Origin of the sequence: Psychromonas sp. SR45-3, assembly GCF_014163575.1 — a bacterium.
In the GTDB taxonomy this organism is placed as follows: domain Bacteria; phylum Pseudomonadota; class Gammaproteobacteria; order Enterobacterales; family Psychromonadaceae; genus Psychromonas; species Psychromonas arctica.
Map to the genome: position 1 here is coordinate 49,593 of NZ_JACJDP010000010.1, position 21,076 is coordinate 70,668.

Genomic DNA, 21,076 nt, shown 5'->3' on the forward strand with positions numbered 1-21,076 from the left:
TATTAACTTTCTAACAAACGTTGTGCGGCACTTTTTATACCTGGATAATTTTGTTCAGGTAAAATATCAGCCAGTTGTAACAATTTACCAGCTAATGCTGTATTGCTTTCTGCTGAGACGTTAATATGACCCATCTTACGACCATCACGTTGTGCTTTTCCATACCAATGACTTTTAACATCACTGATGCTAAGTACTTGCTCACTGATACTCGCCTGACCTAACACATTGATCATCGCACTGACTTTTTGCAACTGAGTATCGCCTAATGGTAAACCGGCAACCGCACGCATGTGGTTTTCAAACTGACTACAAGCCGTACCTTGTTGTGTCCAATGACCTGAGTTATGTACACGCGGAGCAATCTCATTGACCATCAATTGTCCATCTACATCAAAGAACTCAATTGCTAATACACCAATATAATCCATTTCTGTTGATAATTTATTAAATGCATCAATGGCTTGTTGTTGGATGCTAAGATCCATCTCAATAGCCAAGGATAAGGTTAATACACCATCCGTATGTTGATTTTCAGTAACAGGGTAAATTGCAATGTTTCCCGCTTTATCACGCGCACCAATTACTGATACTTCACGATTAAAAGGGATCATCTTTTCTGCAATAATACTATGTGGAAAACTTTCTGTACCCGTAGCAATAAACTCAGCCATTTCAGCCCAAATCAGCTCCAGTTGGTCGACTGATTTTAAGCGCCACTGGCCTTTTCCGTCATAACCCGCTTGGCAGGTTTTAATGACTAACGGTAAACCAAGTAATGAAACTGAATCAGCCAAGTGTTGCTTTTCAGTGATCAGTTTATAAGGGGCAGAAGGAACGCCAGTATTATCAAGTAGGGCTTTTTCAATACTGCGGTCGCCACCAGCTTTGATTGCGGCTTTACCTGGAAAGAACTTACTACTTGCGCAGCAAAGTGTGAGTACATCATCTGGAATATGCTCAAATTCACAGGTGATCACATCAACAAATGCGATAGCCTGTTCAAGTGTTTGCTCAAATGATTGCAACGTTAGCGGATGAATAACTTGTTTTGAGCCCACATCATAAGCGCGCACATTCAAATTTAATGGGGCAGCTTCTAAGCTCATCATACGTGCAAGCTGTCCTGCACCTAATACTAAAATGTTCATATTAAATCGCAGGATCTGGGTTAGCTAAGACAGTGTCTGTTTGTTTTTGACGGAATGCATCAACTTTAGCGAGTAGATCTGGTTGCTGACAAGCTAGAATTTGCGTTGCTAATAGTCCCGCATTGGCAGCACCCGCTTCGCCGATAGCAAGCGTACCTACTGCAACGCCTTTAGGCATTTGGCAAATTGATAATAAAGAATCGATACCTTTAAGTGCCTTAGATTGAACTGGAACACCTAATACAGGTAAGCTGGTAAAAGCGGCTGCCATGCCTGGTAAGTGCGCAGCACCACCTGCACCTGCAATAATCACTTTAATGCCACGTTCAGCAGCGCTAGAAGCGTAATCGGCTAATAGTTGTGGAGTACGGTGTGCAGAAACAACACGTGTTTCATACTCAATACCAAAAGAATCTAGCATATTTGCTGCGTGTTTCATGGTCGGCCAGTCAGATTTTGAGCCCATAATAATACCAACTTTCATGCATACTCCTGTATAGGGGATTATTTAAATATCGTTCAATGATACGCGCGATTATATACCCGTTACCCTACAAGATGCAAAGTTCGGCCTGTCAATTAGGGAATTGAGATGAGGCTAAAAATGTAGGAATTTTAGACACCTTCATTTTAACCATGAAGGTGTTAATTTAAGCAATGATTAATAGCATATTAAGCAATCAACGTAAGCGTTTACCGGTTAATGCATCATGGATTTGTGAAGGGTTTTCTAACCCCGTGACAGGCTGATCAATCACATAATCAAGAAGTGGGTGATTAACAAACATTTGCTCGACTTGTAACGTGGTAGTGCAGGCTTGTTCACCCGATAAGTTTGCGCTGGTGGAAATGATTGGCTTACCAAATGCGGTGCATAATGCTTGGACTACAGGGTGTTTGGTTACTCGGACGGCAATACTATCAAAGTCGCCGCTGACCAATTTTGATAATGAGCTTTGCACAGGTACAACCCAGGTAAAAGGGCCGGGCCAAGTGGCTTTAATATTATCCAGCTGTTCAGGACTTAATGATGAAAAGTCGGCATAACTTTGTAATTGCTCGATATTTGCGGCAATTAGAATTAACCCTTTATGGGCGGGGCGTTGTTTTAAATCGAGAATTTTTTGAATCGCTACTTCGCTATCAGGATCACAACCTAAGCCAAAAACAGATTCAGTAGGGTAAGCAATAACACCCTGTGTTGTTAACGCTAAAAGTGCTTGAGAAAGCGAATCTTCGTTGATCGTCATTAAGAGTCCCACTAATTATAAAGTTTAAGCTGTTTTAATACTAAACAGCCGATAATTATATAGGCTTACTTCGATAACCACATCCTTTTTTAGGACAGATTATACGTGTAGCGGTAGCCGTTTTCCGTTCAACTAATATAGGCCACTTACATTCAGGGCAGAACTCATTCACGGGTTTATCATTCACTGCATATTTACAATCAGGGTAATTGTCACAGGCATAAAACGTTTTACCAAAACGAGATTGACGAGCAACTAAATGGCCGTTTTTACAGCTTGGGCAGGGGACTAAGTTTTCTTTTACAGTGCTTTCTGTTGCCTTATTTTGCTCAGATAATTGCGCAGTATGCTCACAATTAGGGTAGTCACTACAACCTATAAATAATCCAAAACGGCCTTGTTTTAACACCAATTCATGCTGGCAAAGAGGACAGCAGCTACCTGTTAATACCTTTTTGATGTCGCTTTTTTCATGCAATGGCCGTAAATAATCACAGGCAGGATAAGCACTACAACCCAAAAATGGCCCTTGCTTACCGTTTCTAATATGTAATGGTGACGCACACTTGGGGCAAGCTTCTGACATTTTCTTGTGGTGTGTATCTAAATTGGCCATGTTAGTGGATCAGTCCTTCTTCGAAATCCATTAACATTGACTCTAATTGTAAGAATGCATCATCACTGACGGGGTCGTTGAATAAAACCATTAGAATCAACCATTTTACATCTTCTAAAATAAGTTCACCGTCACTGTCTAATGACATAATGCAATCAATGACCATTTCTCGCGTATGTGTTGTTAGTATTTTAGCTTCTTCTAAATAGCTAATGTAATTACGCGACTCTAATGAAATTTGGCGCTGCTCTATTTTGTTATAGATTCGATGAGAGGTTGTTTTTTCAGCAATAGTTCTGCTTTGTGGTTCTTGGTTATGCATATTAGCAAGGTTGTCTAACCAAGCTAACGCTTTGTTAATTTCTGACTTCTGAAAGCCTTCTTGCATCAATTCATCGGTCACCTCTTGTGTATCAAGTTCCATTGTTTGATCAACTTGGATATAACTTTCAAAGAGATACATGATAATTTCGAACATAACGGACCTTATAACTTAATGTAACCTTGCGGTTGGACGTTAATTATACCATTTATCTCTAATTCTATTAACTCATTTTGTAAGGTCACTACATCCCAACCGCTGCGGGCTAAAATAGTCTCAAAGCTGGTCAGGTGATAGTCGATCATGTCGAGTAAAACGTGTTGGTTTTTAGGTGTTTTATTTTCTTTTCCCAAGGAGGGGGGGGGAATGTTTAATAGCGGGAATTCTTCTAATATATCAGCACTGGTTAAGACTAATTTAGCACCTTGCTGGATCAGTTTTAAACAACCGCAAGCCTGTGGATTATCTATTGAACCTGGTAGCGCAAAAATTTCTCTGTTGTGCTCTGCGGCATAACGCGCAGTGATTAATGAACCACTTTTTACTGAAGCTTCAATCACTAACGTGCCTAAGCTTAAGCCTGAAATAATTCGGTTACGACGAGGGAAGTTACTTGGGTAGGCAGGAGTATCAGGCCAAAATTCAGAGATTAATAACCCTTTCTCACGAATTTTATGGGCTAATGATAAATGGCGTTTCGGATAAATATTATTAAGGCCGGTACCTAATACGGCAATAGTCGCTCCCGTTTCTTTTAACGCACCTTGATGGGCGACACCATCAATGCCTATTGCTAAACCGCTGGTGATGGTTAAACCTGCTTGAGTAAGTTGTTGAGCTAATAACATCGCTTTTTCTTGCCCATAGGGAGTACAACTGCGACTACCGACAATAGCAATTTGTGGCGAGTTGAGTAATGCTAAGTTTCCCTGTGTGAATAATAAGAGAGGTGGGCTGCTGATCTGTTTTAATAAGCGCGGGTAGCGTGGGTCTGCATAGCTGATAATAGCTTGATCTGGTGCACTATCCTGCCAATCGAGACAAGTCTGTATATGTAATTGATTAGGGGATAAAAAAGCATTTATTTGTTTGGGGTCAAGGTTATGTTGACTTAATTGTTTTGCATTAAGTTGGAATAACTGTTGAATAGAGTAATGTGATAGCAGTGTAAAAATTTTTCGTTTTTGTAAACCTGGGATAGCATCAAGTGCTACCCAGCAATATAGGGGATCAAGTTCGCTATCTTGTTCAAATAGATTTTTTTGAATAACAACCTCTCTTAATTAAAGAGTCTGCCTTTAAAATGCTAACCCTTAAACTTAATCTTTAGTACTTGGCTCATTACTTATTTTTTCTCGCAATATAATGCGTATACCTTCACCATTTTTAAATATATCTTCTAGAGAATGAGTCATATTTTCTAATGTTAATGCAGTTGTTTGTAAGTATTTACTTCGGCCTGGTAAGTATTTACTCCAGGATTTTTTAGGATTTGGGTGTATTAATAATTCATTATCTGAATCAACAAGGTAGACCAAAAAATCATTAGATTCAGTTAAATATTTGAGCACATATGTCATATCTAAATTGATGATGACCATGCCAGAAAAAGCGCCATCAAAATAGACAGGGTGAGCGATCCGGTAGGTAGGATTAATGAATTGCTCTATAGCCCCTTGTTCTCTATTTAAATCAAAGGGTGAGTGCCAAAGCTCTCCTGCAGGCGTTTTTTGAGTGGCGGTAAAATATTCACGGCGACTTTTATCCTGCAGTGCTGCTTTTTTAATGATCACGGGTGCTGAATCATTACTGGATTGTTCAATTCGAATTTTTTCTTGGCCTTGAGCATCTATAAAGCGAACTTGCATATAATACTTATTAATAGTCGCTGCAGTGAGAAATAACTCACTCAAACTATCTCGGTCTGATTCTTGGTTTTTAGCGATGTAGGCATTCATGAAAGGCGTATCAACCAGCGAAGTAAGTAATCTCTCCTGCTGGCTGATAATGTGTTTTAGATACTCTCGCTTTACTTCAATTTCACTAGCAGCTTTGATTCGCAATGAGCTTTCAATGTCCGATGCATTAGCGGCAGAAATAATTGAGCCGTTAAATAAGTTTACAATGAGCATTGTTAGCAAAAGTAACCATTTAGGATTGTTCAACGTCCATAAACTAAAGTGCTTAGCCGTTTTAGGGCAAATTAAAAATGCAAATTTATTGGATCTTTCTGTATCTCTATTTTGATCGTGCATTTTATATTTTTCCCAATTAATTAGTGCCAAACATTACTTTTACTCGAGTAAGCCTAAAACGTTGAGATTTTGGTTAGTGTTTAAGAGTTAGCGATGCCCATTAAAATGCTAAACCTTCAATCTCATACTTAGCACCCATCACATCTTTGCCGCGCATAATAATAGCAATACTCACTTGATCGTAGACTTTGAACACCATTAGTTCACCAACTCGTTCAGGGGGAAGTATTAAATTTGCTTCACTTATCTTATCGAATGCGTCACCATCTTCTTTATAAATGATATTCGCATCCCTAATTAATAATGCAGGCCCAGAGCGCAAGATAGAAAACATAGAGCCGATCTTGATGCTGTCTATTTTACCTTTATTAATCACCACTACATCCCACTTTCCAATGGCCGTTGCATTATTTAAAGCAGATAAAATATGTCCTTTTTTACTTTTAGGTACTGGCTGGGGAATAAAGTAAGCGGGTAAAGAGTCAAATTCAGGAATAGATAAAATTAAATCGCCCTGTCGTGCTTCGCGAGAGCTTTTAATGAAGTCATGTGGTGTAACCTGATCAGTTGTATCAACATTGGGACTTTTTGATACCTGTGAATTACCAATAAAAATTAATTTTGTACCTAAGCTATTGCCCGCTTCATCTTTATAGGTTTCACCTAAACGATAGATACCGTACAGTTTATCTTTATCGTAGTGTCCTTGAGCGTAAAAAATATCACCTTCAAAAAAACGTGGAGAGCCGAGTGCATCTCCCAATAAACGCGGTGCATTGTGTAATAAATCGGGATCAATAATATGGTCTTTTGATAAAAAGGCTGAAATCGCTTGTAATGGAATCGTTGGAATTGCTTGCGCTTTTTCTTGTAAGCGGGGTGTTGGCGATAATTTTTTTAATTGCTTACGTGTTAATCTCGGTTCACCATCTATCCAAATCAGATTTAAAACATCACCAGGATAAATTAAATGTGGGTTGTTTATTTGTGTGTTTGTTTCCCATAAACGCGGCCATAACCATGGGCTATTTAAAAAATGAGATGAGATGCCCCATAGTGTATCGCCTTTTTGCACGATGTAGGTTTCTGGGTGATCTCCTTTGAGTTTAATCTTGTCTGCGAAAGCGGTCATTGACAGAGCGACACCTAATATAAGTGAAGCAATGAGTTTTAATTTCATAACAATCCTTGTCCTGTGATTAATAAAACTGTTTTTTGCAAAGGGAAATGACTAGAATTAACATTTTTAACATTAACTATGAGTGCGATAATACCATGCCTTTACTTGAAGTATTACATTTTCCAGATGAACGTCTAAGAACTGTAGCCCAACCTGTCGACAAGATCACTCCTGAAATTAAAAAAATTGCAGCGGATATGATCGAAACTATGTATGACGAAAATGGTGTTGGTTTAGCTGCAACACAAGTCAACATTCACCAACGCATCGTTGTTATTGATGTGTCTGACGAACGCAATCAACCAATTGCTCTGATTAATCCTACTATTCTAGAGAGTTCTGGCGTAGAAGTATCGGAAGAAGGTTGTTTATCCGTTCCTGATACAAATGCAGATGTTGAACGCGCAGAGTTCGTTACTTTGCAGTATCAAGATTTAGAGGGGGAAACAAAAGTGGTGAAGGCTGATGGTCTATTTGCTGTTTGTATTCAACATGAATTGGATCATTTAAAAGGTAAATTATTTATTGATTATCTTTCTCCATTTAAACAAAAGCGAATTAAAGCCAAGCTGGAAAAATTACAGCGTCAAAATAAAAAGTTTTCATAATTTATTCTCATATCTATAAGGTTGTTTCGTGGAAAAACTTAATATCATTTTTGCAGGTACGCCTGATTTTGCTGCCAACCATTTACAAGCATTAATTGCCGCTGACTTCAATGTTGTAGCTGTTTATAGTCAGCCGGATCGTCCAGCAGGGCGAGGAAAAAAACTGACCGCAAGTGCAGTAAAAGAAGTGGCGTTAGCAAATGATATCGCTGTGTATCAACCTGAGAATTTTAAACAAAGCGAGAGTATCGAACAACTCGCTGCACTAGACGCAGATTTAATGATTGTGGTCGCTTATGGTCTAATTTTGCCAAATAGCGTATTAACTACACCGCGTTTAGGATGCTTGAATGTTCACGGGTCTTTGTTACCTAAATGGCGTGGTGCTGCGCCTTTTCAACGTGCTATTTGGGCCGGAGACAAAGAAACTGGCGTTACTATCATGCAAATGAATGAAGGCTTAGATACTGGGGATATGCTTAAAAAAGTAAGCTGTCCGATTGATGCAGATGAAACCAGTGCTTCTCTATACGAAAAAGTTGCCAAACAAGCTCCAGCGGTATTAATCGAAACAATCAAACAATTGCAAACAGGGCAATTAACCGCACAAAAACAAGATGAAAATGCAGCGACTTATGCTAAAAAACTGAGTAAAGCTGAAGCCTTAATTGACTGGAATGATCAAGCTGAGTTTATTGACCGATGTATTCGTGCCTTTAACCCTTGGCCTATTAGCTACTTTGAATGGGCGGGGCAAGTCATTAAAGTACATAAAGCGACGCTAGTTGATAAGGTTAGCACTGCGACAGCGGGCACTATTCTAGAGGTTGATAAAAAGGGGATTCAAGTTGCTACAGGCCAAGGTGTGATCAACCTTGAAGTGATTCAACTGGCAGGAAAAAAAGCAATGCCAGTCCAAGATGTTTTAAATTCTCGCCGTGAACTGTTTACAGTTTCTAGCAACTTACTCGAACAAGGTTAATGATAATGAATGTACGTGCGATTGCCGCTAAAGTGTTGAATCAAGTTGTAGAAAAGGGTCAATCACTATCACAAGCATTGCCCGCTATTCAGCAAGAGCTTTCCCCTAAAGATAAAGCCTTAGTACAAATGCTTTGTTATGGCGTACTGCGTACATTGCCTCGTTTAGATTTTTTCTGTCGTTCATTAATGAAAAAACCTTTAACGGGTAAACAAAGAGATCTGCATTTTTTAATCCTCGTTGGTATTTATCAACTGCTATATACGCGTATTCCTAGCCATGCTGCGGTGGGTGAAACCGTTAATGGTGCTAAAGCACTTAAAAAGCCTGCGTTAAAGGGCATGGTCAACGGTGTGTTACGTAGTTTTTTACGTGAACAAGAAAGCTTAATTACTCAGGCGGATCAACAACCTGCTTTACTGTATTGTCATCCAAGTTGGTTAGTAAAACGTTTGCAGTCTGCTTATGGCGAAGAAAAAGCGGCTCAAATTATGGCTGAAAATAACCAGCAAGCACCAATGTGGTTACGTGTAAATTCACGTTTTCATGATCGTGAACAATATCTTGCTTTATTAACCGAGCAAGATAAACAAGCAGAAATAACAGCGTTTAATGACAATGCACTATGTTTAGAAAATGCTTGTGATGTTTACCAACTTCCGGGCTTTGAAGACGGTTGGGTATCTGTACAAGATGGTGCTGCGCAATTAGCCGCACATTATTTAGATGCACAACCGGGTGATTTAGTTCTGGATGCTTGTTCTGCGCCCGGTGGCAAAACCGTGCATACTTTAGAGTTACAACCTGAGCTGAAGCAGATGGTTGCCGTAGATTTTGATGAAAAACGTTTATTACGTGTTAATGAAAATCTACAAAGGCTTAATTTACAAGCGACTGTGATCCATGGTGATGCAGCGAAACCAGATGATTGGTGGTCAGGAGAGCAGTTTGACCGTATTTTATGTGATGCGCCTTGTAGTGCAACCGGAGTGATACGTCGCCACCCAGATATTCGTTGGTTACGACGCGATAGTGATATTAGTGAACTGGTTGCTTTACAGAAAAATATTTTACATGCGTTATGGCAAAAATTAAAACCGGGTGGGGTGTTGTTATATGCAACGTGTTCTATTTTACCCGATGAAAATGACCAACAAATTAAGGCATTTTTAGCCGCAACAAGTGATGCATCACTAATACCATTAGCTGCACACTATAATGGCCAAGCAGTAACTCGCCAAATTTTACCAAATGAAGAAAAAATGGATGGGTTTTATTACGCTAAGTTGCAAAAAGCGTTATAAGTAATCAGCGATATTCAGTAAATCGATAAGCAGTGAGATAACATGAAAATTATTATTTTAGGTGCAGGGCAAGTGGGGGCTTCTTTAGCGGAAAACTTGGTCGGCGAAAATAACGATATCACGGTGGTAGATGAAAACCACGAAGCTTTGCAAGAGTTACAAGATCGCTTTGATTTACGCGTCGTTCAAGGTAGTGCGTCAAGTCCACATACTCTAGGAGATGCTGGTGCTATCGATGCGGATATGTTGATTGCGGTAACCAATAGTGACGAAGTTAATATGGTTGCCTGCCAGATTGCATTTACCCTGTTTAACGTACCTAAGAAAATTGCCCGTATTCGTTCTCAAAGTGTGGTTATGCATGAGAAGGAATTATTTAATAAAGATGCCTTTCCGATTGACCATATTATTGCCCCTGAAAAATTAGTGAGTGATTATATAACACAGCTAATTGAATATCCGGGTGCTTTACAAGTGGCTAACTTTGCTAATGGCAAGGTTGGATTAGTGGCGATCCGTGCTTATTATGGTGGTTCTTTAGTCGGTAACGCTATTTCTGCTTTAAAAGAGCATATGCCCAATATCGAAGCTCGTGTGGCGGCAATTTTTAGGCGTGGTAAAGCCATTCGCCCGCAGGGTACAACCATAATCGAAGCCGATGATGAAGTATTCTTTATCACCGCAAGCCCGAATATTCGTGCCATTATGGGAGAAATGCAAAAGCTTGAGCACCCTTATAAGCGTATTATGATTGTCGGTGGTGGTTATATTGGTGAAAGCTTAGCGAAGCGTCTAGAAAAAGAAAACTCAGTTAAATTGATTGAAAAGAATTTTCGTCGAGCAGAGTATTTATCTGAAACCTTATCCAATACTATCGTTTTTTGTGGTGACCCTTCTGACCAAGATTTACTGCTAGAAGAACATATTGATCAGACCGACCTGTTTATCACTGTGACTAACGATGATGAAGCCAATATTATGTCGGCGATGTTAGCGAAGCGATTAGGGGCAAGAAAAGCAATGGTGCTTATTCAGCGTAATGCTTATGTGGATCTGATCCAAGGTAATATTCTGGATATCGCCATTTCACCACAACAGGCGACGTTATCCGCACTACTCACGCATGTGCGTAAAGCTGACTTAAAACACGTTTATTCGTTGCGAGAAGGCTTAGCAGAGGCGATTGAGATTGTTGCGCGAGGCGACAACATGACCTCGAAAGTGGTGGGTAAAGAGATATCACAGTTGAAATTGCCAAAAGGAACTAGTGTGGGGGCAATTGTTCGTGATGAACAAGTGTTAATTGCACATGATGATACGGTAATTGAAAGTGATGATCATGTGATCTTGTTCTTAGTGAATAAGAAGTACATTAACGACATCGAAAAACTATTCCAACCAAGTCCATTCTTCTTATAAGCTGTGTAATATGACCTATCGTCCGCTGTTTTTTATTACAGGTTTAGTACTGTCTAAAATGGCGGTCTTTATGTACTTCCCTATGTTATTAGCTTTTTACAATAACACCTTGGGCGGCGTCGAATTTTTCATTTCTATTATTATTACGCATCTTGCGTCTGCTATCTTCTTATACTTTGGTGGTGAGCAACAACATTCACATTTAGGTGTAAGAGAGATGTTTTTATTAACCACAGGTGTGTGGTTACTTTCTAGTTTATTTGCAGCATTACCCTTTGTTTTTATTGAGCATATTAGTTATAGCGATGCCTTTTTTGAAACTATGTCTGGTATTACTACAACCGGTAGTACGGTGTTACATGGTTTAGATACCATGCATCCTAGTATTTTGCTTTGGCGATCTATTTTGCAATGGTTAGGTGGTGTTGGTTTCATTGTGATGGGCGTGGCGATCCTGCCATTTTTAAATGTCGGTGGTATGCGCTTATTCCAAACCGAGTCTTCGGATTGGTCAGAGAAATCAACTGCTAAAACACGTCGTGTTGCCTTAGATATTTTATTTGTTTACGTGTTTTTATCTATCTGTTGTTTTATTGGTTATCGGATTGCAGGCATGGATAATTTTGATGCCGTCAATCATGCTATGACAACCATTTCTACTGGAGGGTATTCCACCTCCGATAGTTCGATGGGACACTTTTCGCATATTGCACATTGGAATGCGGTTATCTTTATGTTTTTAGGCGGGTTACCTTTTTTATTATTGATTCGAGGTATGAAGCAAAAGTCATTACAACCGTTATGGAAAGATGCCCAAATTCAAGGTTTTGCCTTGTTGGTGATTGCTTGTTCATTAAGTTTAAGTGTTTATTTAGTGATCAGTGGTCAGTTCTCATGGCTTGATGCCATTAGGCTGAGTGTCTTTAATGTGGTTTCGGTGGTCACCACCACCGGCTTTGGTTTAGATGATTTTCTGACCTGGGGGGATTTCAGTTTGCTCATTTTTGCGGGGTTGTTATTTACCGGTGCTTGTTCTGGATCCACTTCTGGTGGTATGAAAATTTTCCGTTTTCAAATAGCCTTCAGCTTATTAAAACGTCATCTAATGTTATTAATGCATCCGCATGCGTTGTTGACGCAAAAATACAATAATCGCAAAGTGAGTGATGAAATCTTACGTTCATTAGTGGCCTTTGTGATTGCCTATATGGCGACCATTGCAGTCTCTACTCTATTGCTTACTCTATTTGGTTCGCAGGCCATGCTGGCATTAACAGCATCAATTACTGCGGTATCAAACGTCGGGCCTGGGTTAGTTGATTCGATAGGACCATCGGGTAATTTTGCTGAACTGCCAAATGCTTCTAAGTGGATATTATCTATTTGCATGTTAATGGGACGCCTAGAGATATTAACTGTTGCAGTGATGTTTACTGGACATTTTTGGCGTCGTTAAGAATGGCAATCAACCCCATTCATTAGGTTGATTGCTGAGTCTAGTTTTATGACCAAAGCATTATGTTTGTAAATAACCTTAGTTCTGGATAAGCAAAGCGATACAACACCGCTATTTCCGCGGATTTATTCGTTAAATTATCTCTCAATAACCAGTTGTTGAGAGATAATTCGTCTTGAACTACGCGGCTTGAATTACGCAAAACTAGCGGCACTGTATAGCCAAAAAATATAATTTTATGATTTTAAATATAATTCCGCTTTCATTAACCAGAATTGAGGTTAGATATAATGCTAACGTATATTGATAACTTATTTTTGATAAGCACCACTCGCATAATGTAACTCATAACTGTGGCTATAAATTTCTAGAATATTACCAAATGGGTCTTCCATATAGATCATACGGTAAGGTTTTTCACCTGGGTAATAATAGCGGGGGGCTTTCATTCGACGCTTACCACCAGCGACAACAATTTTCTCTGCTAACTCTTCAACGTTTGGATCTTGTACGCAAAAGTGGAAGATACCGGTTTTCCAATATTCAAAGTTATTATCAGGGTTTTCTTGGTTTTTAAATTCAAATAATTCAACACCGATACGATCGCCTGTCGATAAGTGTGCAATACGAAAGCGCTCCCAGCCAGCACCAAAAACATCGGTACACATTTCACCAATAGCACTCTCATCTTCCAGTACATCGCTGGGTTCCATGATGGTGTACCAACCTAAAACTTCAGTATAAAACTTTACTGCGGCGTCTAAATCAGGGACTGAAATACCAATATGTGAAAAACTACGTGGGTAGGGGGTGTTCATGTTTTATCTCCTGCTTGCAAAATGCAAATTTGTTTAAGTGAGATAAATAATAAAGAAATGCAGTGTCTCCTTGAAATTATCATTTGTTATTATTTTAATAATATTTTGTTATAATTTAAGGCGCAATTTGAAAGCAATATTTGAATAGTGATGAAGAGTCTGCTTGTTTCGTACAATGTTCAATAATAGTGCTCAGCAAAAAATGAGGAGATAAAAAGTGATTAATCAAAAGCATTTAAATACGTTTATGAAATTGGTCGAGACTAAGCATTTTACACATACTGCTGAACAGTTATTTATGACGCAACCAGGTGTCACACAACACATCAAAAAGCTTGAGAAGCACTTTAATACCTTGCTATTAGCCCGTTATGGGAAGCAGTTTGAACTAACCTTAGCCGGTGAAAAGTTATATCAAATGGGATTAAGTATGCGCACTTTAGAAGCGCAATTAAGCGAAAGCATTAATCATGATGATGCAACACGAGGTATTTGCTCAATAACCTGCTCAGGTGCGCTCGCTAACTTTCTGTACCCCTACTTTGTGCAACAACAAAGTGTATATCCACAATTAAGTGTTTTTGTTGAAGCAGCCCCGAATCAAAATATTATTACTGACTTACTCAGTAATAAAATAGACCTTGGCATTGTCACTCGACAGACGGTACATGAACAATTGAAACAAACGCTGGTGGGGTATGAAGAGTTACAACTAGTATTACCCGCGAGTGTAGATTTAAATCAGGATTGGAATTTTGCTGCACTCAACCAAATCGGATTTATTAACCACCCCGATGGTTTACATTTTCTTAAAAAGGTTTTTTCAAGCAACTTTACGGCAGAATATAAAGGCTTGAATAGCCTTAATATTAAAGGTTATGTAAATCAGCTGCAGCAAATACTGTTACCCATTGCACAAGGAGTGGGATATACCATTTTGCAAAAGCGTGCGGTGCAGCAGTTTAGTCAACAGCAACAATTAAAGGTACTGCCATTAACTCATGCAATTCAAGAGCCTTTGTATTTAACTCAAAAGCGTTATCGCCAATTACCTTCACGCTATCAATGGTTTGAAGATAAAATAAAGCACCTTTTAGGGTGAAAAAGTATCTTCAATGATGTTATTCGTTTAACTGTTGTGGTTCAGTATTGTGCTGAGTAAGTTGCTCTGAAATTGGTCTTTTGATCGGTACACCTAATTCTTTTAATTGCTCTGCCTGTTGAATAACATTGCCACGCCCTGCACTAAGTTGTTTAAGTGCAGTGTGGTAGGTTTTCTGTGCTTTATCTAGTTGTGAGCCAACTTCTAAAAAGTTATCGCTGAATAAGCGTAATTTGTCGTATAACTTACTTGCCTGCTGCGCAATGAATTGACCATTCTTCTCTTGTCTTTCAAAGCGCCATAAGTTTTCGATAGTACGTAGGGCAATCATTAAATTACTTGGGCTGGCTAACAGAATATTATTATCGAGTGCGAGTTGTACTAAGCTTGGGTCGTGCTCTAAAGCAGTAATAAAGGCAGGTTCAACGGCCACAAATAACAATACATAATCGAGTGTGTTGGTGCCAATTAAATCCTGATAGTCTTTTTTCCCTAAGCCCTTAATATGTTGGCGGATAGATAAACAATGCGCATCAATTGCTTGTTTTTGTTCACCAATATTTTCGCTATTAAAGTAACGTTCATAGGCCACTAAAGACACTTTTGAGTCAATAATGATATTGCGTTGTTGCGGTAAATTAACCACCACATCAGGAAGAAAGCGTTGTCCTCGTGTATCCTTCAAATTAACCTGAGTTTGGTACTCATGCCCTTCACGTAAGCCTGAATTTTCTAGTATGCGCTGTAAAACTACCTCACCCCAGTTTCCCTGCTGCTTATTGTCGCCTTTCAAGGCGTTAGTCAGGTTCTGAGTTTCTTGATGCATTAGGCTATTTAAGTTAGCTAGTTGGTCTATTTCTCGTTTTAAGTTAAAACGCTCTTTGCTTTCATTGATATAACAATCGTTGACTTGCTTTTTAAAACCTTCCAGTTGAGTACTTAAAGGGTCTAATAGTTGTTTGATGGATTGCTTATTTAATTGCTGAAACTGTGTCGATTTGTCGTTAAAAATACGCTGTGACAACACCTCAAACTGTTGGCTTAATTTCGCCTCTGTTGCCTGTTGATCTTGTAGCCGCTGCTCTCCTGCCTGCAAGCGAACGTCGGACTCTCTAACACGTGTAGTTAATTTACTGACCTGTGCCTGCAAGCTTTCATTGTGTAACGATAAAGCCGCTATCTTACTGTCTAGTAATTGATTTTGTTGCGTTTGGTGTTGCAGATTTTGTTCACTTAGCTTCAGAGCTAAATACTGCTCGCTAAGATCTGTTTTGCTGTGAGATAAACGGTTAAGGGCGATTAATAAGCTGATAAAAAGTACAGCACTTATAATGCTCATTAATAATAAGCTGTTATTTGCCAATAAATCTGCTGGCATCTAATATTCCATTTTCTTTAATGTATTGATCACATGAGGGTTAAGTCTATTCCAACACAGTAGAAATAGCAGATAAATCCCGAGAATAGCCCATTTATGTAAATTTTTACCTTGGTCTAAATCAGAAAAAGAAAACGCAATATAATAGGTGTCCACCACTTCTACATAGACAGCCATAATGACAGGTAAGATCAAAACTGTTAGTAGTTTCCAAGCTAAGGATAATGCTTGAGTAAGCGGGTGATTCAACATGTTTTTTCCAATCGACAACGTAAGAACTGTAACTTTAACCAGTAATTATAAAGAAGTGAATAGGCAAGCGTAAAAAATAAGCATAGCGCACGTTATCTACGAGAGTTTAACGATCAATAAATGCAGCATTATTTTGCACCTTTTTGCTTTTAGTTTGACTAAATGATGTTGAATATAAGTTTTATGCGCGTTTATGCGTTTTTTTAAGTGATTTATGTTTAAAAATGCACTAGAGTGCGTGTTTATATAATTTGAAACTAATTACAAGGGGTAGTTTATGTGCGGTATCGTTGGTGCAGTTGCGCAAAGAGAAGTGTCTGAAATTTTAATAGAAGGGTTAAAAAAATTAGAATATCGTGGTTATGACTCAGCAGGTGTTGCCATTGTTGATAGCGAAGGTAAATTAACTCGCGTACGTCGTTTAGGTAAAGTAAAAGAATTGGCTGATGCCGTTGATGCAATGCATACAATGGGTGGAACTGGTATTGCTCATACACGTTGGGCAACACACGGCGAACCTTCAGAAGTTAATGCTCACCCACATGTTTCTGGTGCTATCTCAATCGTACATAACGGTATTATCGAAAACCACGAATCACTACGTAGTTTGTTACAAGAGCGTGGTTATGTTTTTGAATCTCAAACTGATACTGAAGTTATTGCACATTTAGTGGAATGGGAATTAAAAACTGCGGCTTCATTGCGTGAAGCAGTACAAAAAGCAGTGCCTCAATTAGAAGGTGCTTACGGTATGGTTGCATTAGATAGCCGTGACCCATCTCGTTTAGTGGTTGCACGTTCAGGTAGCCCAATTGTTATTGGTCATGGTATTGGTGAAAACTTCCTTGCCTCAGACCAACTAGCGCTATTAAACGTAACACGTCGTTTTACTTACCTTGAAGAAGGTGATGTAGCGGAAATTACTCGTCGCGAAGTTAATATTTTTGATGCAAGTGGCGAAGCGATTGAACGCGAAGTGATTGAATCTACCGTTGAGCATGATGCGGGTAGTAAAGGTAAATACCGTCACTTTATGCAAAAAGAAATTTTTGAACAGCCTACTGCATTAATCAGTGCATTAGAAGGTCGTATAAGCGAAGACAGTATCATTGTTGAAAGCATTGGTAATGGCGCAAAAGAAATTTTATCTAAAGTTGAACATGTTCAAATCATCGCTTGTGGTACTTCATACAACTCAGGTATGGCGGCGCGTTATTGGTTTGAATCACTTGCTGGCGTAAGTTGTGATGTTGAAATCGCTTCTGAATTCCGTTACCGCGATTTTGTTGTTCGTCCAAATAGCTTATTGCTTACACTTTCTCAATCCGGCGAAACAGCTGATACTTTAGCTGCGTTACGTTTAGCGAAAGAAAAAGGTTACATGTCTGCGATGTCTATCTGTAACGTATCTGGTTCTTCATTAGTACGTGAATCTGACCTTGCATTTATGACTCGCGCTGGCACTGAAATTGGTGTGGCATCGACTAAAGCATTTACCACTCAGCTTGCTGCAATGTTGATCTTGGTGACTGCGATTGGTAAAGAGCAAGGTACTATTAGCCCGCAAAAAGAAGCTGAAATTGTACATGCGCTACACTCATTACCAACTGAAATTGAAAAAGCATTAGCGTTTGATAAAGAAATTGCCGCTCTAGCCCCTGACTTTGCAGATAAACACCACACATTATTTTTAGGTCGTGGCGAATATTACCCAATTGCGATGGAAGCGGCTTTAAAATTAAAAGAGATCTCATACATTCACGCTGAAGCTTATGCTGCAGGTGAACTAAAGCATGGTCCATTAGCGTTAGTTGATGCTGATATGCCTGTTGTCGTTGTTGCTCCGAATAATGATTTGTTAGAAAAATTAAAATCCAACGTTGAAGAAGTACGTGCACGTGGTGGTTTATTGTATGTATTTGCCGATGAAAACTCAGGCTTTGAAGCATGTGATGGAATGAAAATTATTTCATTACCTCATGTAAATCCAATCATCGCACCTATCTTCCATACTGTACCGATGCAATTATTGTCGTACCATGTGGCATTGATTAAAGGTACCGACGTAGACCAACCACGTAACCTAGCAAAAGCGGTTACAGTGGAATAAATCACAAATTAAGTCTTTATTTATTAGTATGTTAAAAGCCGATTTACTTCGGCTTTTTATTAACTAAATATCCTATTTCAGCTTATTCAAGCTATGCTTTTTAGTGCTTTATTGGCAACCTATTTGATACTTATTTATTTCGGCGCAATGGGGGCCCTGGTAATTAGCAATAATATGCTCTGGTAGATTTTTAGTTGCCGAAAAAATTTACAATGAAAGATTTGGGTTTTTTGTAAGCATATGAAATAAAAGATGTAATTTATTTGGCTTGTTTATTGCTGATACTTATGTGTAAAGCTATTTAATGGTAAGTAACCAAAGGGGCTGTTCATATGAAATATTTTTATCAAATAATTTCTGCTCTTGTTTTAGTTGGAGTATGTAGCGCTACTCAAGCAGGGCCAATAAGTAACCTAGAAGATGTCACTAATGGCGGAGGTTTTTTTGCCGATGTGAGCTTTGTAAATAACGGAGTAGATACTGTTACGATTACCGCAGATATTGGTTCACCTATCAATGCTGGACTTACACAAGGTGATATATTAGGTTTGTGGTTCGATTTAGCGGACTTCAGTGCACTGTCTGGTTCCGCCAGCATTAGTGCAAATTCCGCAAGCACCACTCCTGTGATTAGCTTTAGTGAAAATGCAGTGAGTTATTCATTGGGAGGAAACGTGAATATTAATGGTTCAGGCGAAAATAATTGGGATTTAGGGCTTGTGGTTGGTGAAAATGGTAAGAGTGGCGGCTTTAATCAATTTATCAGTTTCGATCTAAAGATTGCAGGACTTCTTGAGTCTCAGTTTCAAGACCAGCGTGTTGGAATGCGTGTACAAAGTATCAAAGGGGCGACGAATTTTAGCTCAGGCTCATCAAAGCTAATCGGACCCGGAGGTACTGTTGTAATTCCAGAGCCTAGCTTATTTGTTATTTTGGGCCTTGGATTGTTTGGATTGGGGTTGACGCGACGTATTACAGCAAAACGTGTTTAGCGCTTAGCTGCATAAAACAGTCATGCTATAATTCTTTAAATATTTGAAATTATTAACGATTAATCTGTGATTTATCAGATTAATCGTATGTTTTCAAATGAACCATTTCTGCTATAAATTTTGGTAAAGGAAATAACCTGTTATAACAAGTGAAGTCTTGTTTTGTTAATGTTTTACAGCTTAGTAATGACATTCATTATTTTATCAACCAAGTCTTGGTTAGTTAATTGGCCATTTTCCAGATCAAAATTATCGTAGAAACTAGGTACTGAAATGGTACCTTTCACCTCTGCTGCAAAAAATGGTGCAGAAGCTTGTGCCGATGCTAATACGCTAGCGGCACCACCAGGGCCCGGTGAAGTTGACAGCATAATGACGGGTTTGTTTTGGAATAGCTTTTGATCAATACGAGAAGTCCAATCAAATAAATTTTTATAAGCCGCAGTATAAGAACCGTTATGCTCTGCAAAAGAGATAACAATCACATCAGCATCCCCCAATTTTTGATAAAAGGCTTTAGCTCGCGCTGGTTGTCCTAATTCTTTTTCACGGTCTTCATTAAATAGTGGCATTTCATAATCGTTGATATCTAACAACTCTACTTGTGCGTTGTTAATTTGTTTTGCTGTGTAATTAGCTAGCTGTTTGTTAATAGAGCTTTTGCTACTTGTTGCTGCGAATGCGAGTACTTTCATTATTAATTCCTGTTCTTTCTCTCAGTGGATGGATACACTTTAAATTATTATCATTTGCTGAGTAATAGTCATTTTGTGCATAGATTGTTTCCAAATGACTTGTAGTGTTCTATTTAACTAAAAGGTGATGTGATGGCGAATAACAGCAAATTATTTGATGGTATGGTTGTTTTTGTTGATGTAGCAAAATTAGGTAGTTTTACCTTAGCCGCTGAGAGTAGTGGCCATTCCACTTCTTACATTAGTAAAGAAGTGAATAAGCTAGAAGCACGTTTGGGTATTCGCCTGTTACATAGAACCACACGATCCTTGAGTTTAACGCAGGAAGGTGAATTGTATTTTCAATTGTGCCAGCAACTTATTGAAGATGCCGAACAAGCAGAAAATAGTATTAGTGGTAATCAAGGGGAGCCTAGAGGAAAACTACGTATAAGTTGTCCTATCTCCTATGGTTTGTCTAACCTGAGTCCTGTTTTGAGTCGGTTTACTGAAAAGCATCAAAAAATCCAACTTGAATTAGAACTGAATGATAGAAAAGTAGACCTTATTGCCGATGGTTTTGATGTCGTTATCAGAGCCTCTACGCAACTCGAAGATTCTAGTTTAATTAGTCGCAGGGTGAGTCAATCAGAAGCTTTAGTATTAGCTTCTCCTCGCTATTTAGCTAAACATGGTACTCCAAGTCACCCCTATGATTTAGATCGTCATAAAATCGTCAGTTATAGTAATTTGAAGCAACCTAATATTTGGCCATTCCGAGATCATCAAGGAGGAACCATTCAGGTTCATGTTGAAAGTCATGTGTTGACCAATAATGCGACCTTAGAAATAGACCTCGCCGTTGCTGACCAAGGCATTATTCGGGTGCCACAATTTGCCTTAAAAGATGAAGTGGAAACAGGGAAATTAGTAGAGATTTTTTGTGATTGGCCTAAGCCGCCAATAGGAGTCTATGTGGTGTATCCGAGCAGAAAGCATATGTCAGCAAAGGTACGTAGCTTTATCGACTTTGTGATAGCGGAGTTAGGGGATTAGAGAAATAATTTGTTCATAGAGGGTATTATTAGCTTTTCCATTGATTGATTTAAAAGTATTCATATATAAGTCAGTGAAGGTTGTTATTGTTCTAGTCTAAATTTCTTTTTTCGTGAACAGTATAGCCCTGCCAAACCTAAGTCCATAAAAG

At 38.8% G+C, this 21,076-nt stretch carries 21 protein-coding genes; 9 read left to right on the forward strand and 12 right to left on the reverse strand.

Annotation, left to right across the window (positions count from 1 at the left end; genetic code table 11):
• Nucleotides 1-2: 2 nt before the first annotated feature.
• From H5084_RS07770 to H5084_RS07805, 8 genes are all read right to left on the reverse strand, one after another.
• Complete coding sequence (locus H5084_RS07770; protein WP_182690088.1) at nt 3-1,151, reverse strand: 5-(carboxyamino)imidazole ribonucleotide synthase; 1,149 nt, start codon at nt 1,149-1,151, stop codon at nt 3-5.
• 1 nt (nt 1,152) lies between these two features.
• Nucleotides 1,153-1,635, reverse strand: a complete 483-nt coding sequence (gene purE / locus H5084_RS07775) for a 5-(carboxyamino)imidazole ribonucleotide mutase (RefSeq protein ID WP_028869385.1) — start codon at nt 1,633-1,635, stop codon at nt 1,153-1,155.
• Nucleotides 1,636-1,831: 196 nt separating this feature from the next.
• Nucleotides 1,832-2,401, reverse strand: a complete 570-nt coding sequence (locus tag H5084_RS07780) for a Sua5/YciO/YrdC/YwlC family protein (RefSeq protein ID WP_028869384.1) — start codon at nt 2,399-2,401, stop codon at nt 1,832-1,834.
• Nucleotides 2,402-2,456: 55 nt separating this feature from the next.
• On the reverse strand, nt 2,457-3,017 hold the full coding sequence (locus H5084_RS07785) for a topoisomerase DNA-binding C4 zinc finger domain-containing protein (protein ID WP_182690089.1): 561 nt from the start codon (nt 3,015-3,017) through the stop codon (nt 2,457-2,459).
• A 1-nt stretch (nt 3,018) separates the two neighbouring features.
• Nucleotides 3,019-3,495: a DUF494 domain-containing protein gene (locus H5084_RS07790; protein WP_182690090.1), complete on the reverse strand. Its 477-nt coding sequence runs from the start codon at nt 3,493-3,495 to the stop codon at nt 3,019-3,021.
• Between the two features lie 8 nt (nt 3,496-3,503).
• A complete protein-coding gene (gene dprA / locus H5084_RS07795) occupies nt 3,504-4,607 on the reverse strand; it encodes a DNA-processing protein DprA (RefSeq protein WP_182690124.1) in 1,104 nt (367 codons plus the stop codon).
• 51 nt (nt 4,608-4,658) lie between these two features.
• Nucleotides 4,659-5,594: a cache domain-containing protein gene (locus tag H5084_RS07800; protein ID WP_182690091.1), complete on the reverse strand. Its 936-nt coding sequence runs from the start codon at nt 5,592-5,594 to the stop codon at nt 4,659-4,661.
• Nucleotides 5,595-5,694: 100 nt separating this feature from the next.
• The gene (locus tag H5084_RS07805) at nt 5,695-6,774 is read right to left on the reverse strand and encodes a LysM peptidoglycan-binding domain-containing protein (RefSeq protein WP_182690092.1); all 1,080 of its coding nucleotides are present in this window, start codon (nt 6,772-6,774) and stop codon (nt 5,695-5,697) included.
• A gap of 95 nt (nt 6,775-6,869) precedes the next feature.
• Between H5084_RS07805 and def the strand changes: the two genes are divergently transcribed.
• The 5 genes from def to H5084_RS07830 are packed head-to-tail and all read left to right on the forward strand — an operon-like array spanning nt 6,870 to nt 12,543.
• A complete protein-coding gene (gene def, locus H5084_RS07810; protein ID WP_182690125.1) occupies nt 6,870-7,382 on the forward strand; it encodes a peptide deformylase in 513 nt (170 codons plus the stop codon).
• Nucleotides 7,383-7,410: 28 nt separating this feature from the next.
• On the forward strand, nt 7,411-8,364 hold the full coding sequence (gene fmt, locus H5084_RS07815) for a methionyl-tRNA formyltransferase (RefSeq protein ID WP_182690093.1): 954 nt from the start codon (nt 7,411-7,413) through the stop codon (nt 8,362-8,364).
• Nucleotides 8,365-8,369: 5 nt separating this feature from the next.
• Nucleotides 8,370-9,668, forward strand: a complete 1,299-nt coding sequence (gene rsmB / locus H5084_RS07820; RefSeq protein ID WP_182690094.1) for a 16S rRNA (cytosine(967)-C(5))-methyltransferase RsmB — start codon at nt 8,370-8,372, stop codon at nt 9,666-9,668.
• 42 nt (nt 9,669-9,710) lie between these two features.
• Nucleotides 9,711-11,087, forward strand: a complete 1,377-nt coding sequence (trkA, locus tag H5084_RS07825; protein WP_028869375.1) for a Trk system potassium transporter TrkA — start codon at nt 9,711-9,713, stop codon at nt 11,085-11,087.
• Between the two features lie 10 nt (nt 11,088-11,097).
• Nucleotides 11,098-12,543: a TrkH family potassium uptake protein gene (locus tag H5084_RS07830; RefSeq protein WP_182690095.1), complete on the forward strand. Its 1,446-nt coding sequence runs from the start codon at nt 11,098-11,100 to the stop codon at nt 12,541-12,543.
• Nucleotides 12,544-12,854: 311 nt separating this feature from the next.
• Here H5084_RS07830 and H5084_RS07835 read toward each other — a convergent pair whose 3' ends face one another.
• Complete coding sequence (locus tag H5084_RS07835; protein WP_182690096.1) at nt 12,855-13,361, reverse strand: lactoylglutathione lyase family protein; 507 nt, start codon at nt 13,359-13,361, stop codon at nt 12,855-12,857.
• 217 nt (nt 13,362-13,578) lie between these two features.
• Between H5084_RS07835 and H5084_RS07840 the strand changes: the two genes are divergently transcribed.
• Nucleotides 13,579-14,463, forward strand: a complete 885-nt coding sequence (locus tag H5084_RS07840) for a LysR family transcriptional regulator (protein ID WP_310735742.1) — start codon at nt 13,579-13,581, stop codon at nt 14,461-14,463.
• Between the two features lie 19 nt (nt 14,464-14,482).
• On the opposite strand, the gene rmuC is transcribed toward H5084_RS07840, so the two are convergent.
• Together rmuC and H5084_RS07850 are read right to left on the reverse strand one after the other, a co-directional pair.
• Nucleotides 14,483-15,841 carry a DNA recombination protein RmuC gene (gene rmuC, locus H5084_RS07845; protein WP_182690097.1) on the reverse strand — a complete coding sequence of 453 codons (1,359 nt, stop codon included), beginning with the start codon at nt 15,839-15,841 and terminating at the stop codon, nt 14,483-14,485.
• Nucleotides 15,842-16,093, reverse strand: a complete 252-nt coding sequence (locus tag H5084_RS07850) for a hypothetical protein (protein ID WP_028869371.1) — start codon at nt 16,091-16,093, stop codon at nt 15,842-15,844. It abuts the gene before it with no gap.
• 277 nt (nt 16,094-16,370) lie between these two features.
• Between H5084_RS07850 and glmS the strand changes: the two genes are divergently transcribed.
• Together glmS and H5084_RS07860 are read left to right on the forward strand one after the other, a co-directional pair.
• The gene (glmS, locus tag H5084_RS07855; protein ID WP_182690098.1) at nt 16,371-18,203 is read left to right on the forward strand and encodes a glutamine--fructose-6-phosphate transaminase (isomerizing); all 1,833 of its coding nucleotides are present in this window, start codon (nt 16,371-16,373) and stop codon (nt 18,201-18,203) included.
• A 332-nt stretch (nt 18,204-18,535) separates the two neighbouring features.
• Nucleotides 18,536-19,195 carry a hypothetical protein gene (locus tag H5084_RS07860; RefSeq protein ID WP_182690099.1) on the forward strand — a complete coding sequence of 220 codons (660 nt, stop codon included), beginning with the start codon at nt 18,536-18,538 and terminating at the stop codon, nt 19,193-19,195.
• Nucleotides 19,196-19,368: 173 nt separating this feature from the next.
• Here the strand turns inward: H5084_RS07860 and H5084_RS07865 are convergent, their stop codons facing one another.
• Nucleotides 19,369-19,890, reverse strand: a complete 522-nt coding sequence (locus tag H5084_RS07865; RefSeq protein WP_182690100.1) for an NADPH-dependent FMN reductase — start codon at nt 19,888-19,890, stop codon at nt 19,369-19,371.
• Between the two features lie 132 nt (nt 19,891-20,022).
• Here H5084_RS07865 and H5084_RS07870 point away from each other — a divergent pair, with 132 nt between their 5' ends.
• Entirely contained in the window at nt 20,023-20,925 is a 903-nt protein-coding gene (locus H5084_RS07870) for a LysR family transcriptional regulator (RefSeq protein WP_028869336.1), read from the forward strand.
• Nucleotides 20,926-21,076: the final 151 nt, after the last annotated feature.

Coding starts and splice junctions, on each gene's coding strand:
- H5084_RS07770 (WP_182690088.1), bottom strand. CDS start 1,151: ATGAACATTTTAGTATTAGGTGCAGGACAGCTTGCACGTATGATGAGC.
- purE (WP_028869385.1), bottom strand. CDS start 1,635: ATGAAAGTTGGTATTATTATGGGCTCAAAATCTGACTGGCCGACCATG.
- H5084_RS07780 (WP_028869384.1), bottom strand. CDS start 2,401: ATGACGATCAACGAAGATTCGCTTTCTCAAGCACTTTTAGCGTTAACA.
- H5084_RS07785 (WP_182690089.1), bottom strand. CDS start 3,017: ATGGCCAATTTAGATACACACCACAAGAAAATGTCAGAAGCTTGCCCC.
- H5084_RS07790 (WP_182690090.1), bottom strand. CDS start 3,495: ATGTTCGAAATTATCATGTATCTCTTTGAAAGTTATATCCAAGTTGAT.
- H5084_RS07800 (WP_182690091.1), bottom strand. CDS start 5,594: ATGCACGATCAAAATAGAGATACAGAAAGATCCAATAAATTTGCATTT.
- H5084_RS07805 (WP_182690092.1), bottom strand. CDS start 6,774: ATGAAATTAAAACTCATTGCTTCACTTATATTAGGTGTCGCTCTGTCA.
- def (WP_182690125.1), top strand. CDS start 6,870: ATGCCTTTACTTGAAGTATTACATTTTCCAGATGAACGTCTAAGAACT.
- rsmB (WP_182690094.1), top strand. CDS start 8,370: ATGAATGTACGTGCGATTGCCGCTAAAGTGTTGAATCAAGTTGTAGAA.
- trkA (WP_028869375.1), top strand. CDS start 9,711: ATGAAAATTATTATTTTAGGTGCAGGGCAAGTGGGGGCTTCTTTAGCG.
- H5084_RS07830 (WP_182690095.1), top strand. CDS start 11,098: ATGACCTATCGTCCGCTGTTTTTTATTACAGGTTTAGTACTGTCTAAA.
- H5084_RS07835 (WP_182690096.1), bottom strand. CDS start 13,361: ATGAACACCCCCTACCCACGTAGTTTTTCACATATTGGTATTTCAGTC.
- rmuC (WP_182690097.1), bottom strand. CDS start 15,841: ATGCCAGCAGATTTATTGGCAAATAACAGCTTATTATTAATGAGCATT.
- H5084_RS07850 (WP_028869371.1), bottom strand. CDS start 16,093: ATGTTGAATCACCCGCTTACTCAAGCATTATCCTTAGCTTGGAAACTA.
- glmS (WP_182690098.1), top strand. CDS start 16,371: ATGTGCGGTATCGTTGGTGCAGTTGCGCAAAGAGAAGTGTCTGAAATT.
- H5084_RS07860 (WP_182690099.1), top strand. CDS start 18,536: ATGAAATATTTTTATCAAATAATTTCTGCTCTTGTTTTAGTTGGAGTA.
- H5084_RS07865 (WP_182690100.1), bottom strand. CDS start 19,890: ATGAAAGTACTCGCATTCGCAGCAACAAGTAGCAAAAGCTCTATTAAC.
- H5084_RS07870 (WP_028869336.1), top strand. CDS start 20,023: ATGGCGAATAACAGCAAATTATTTGATGGTATGGTTGTTTTTGTTGAT.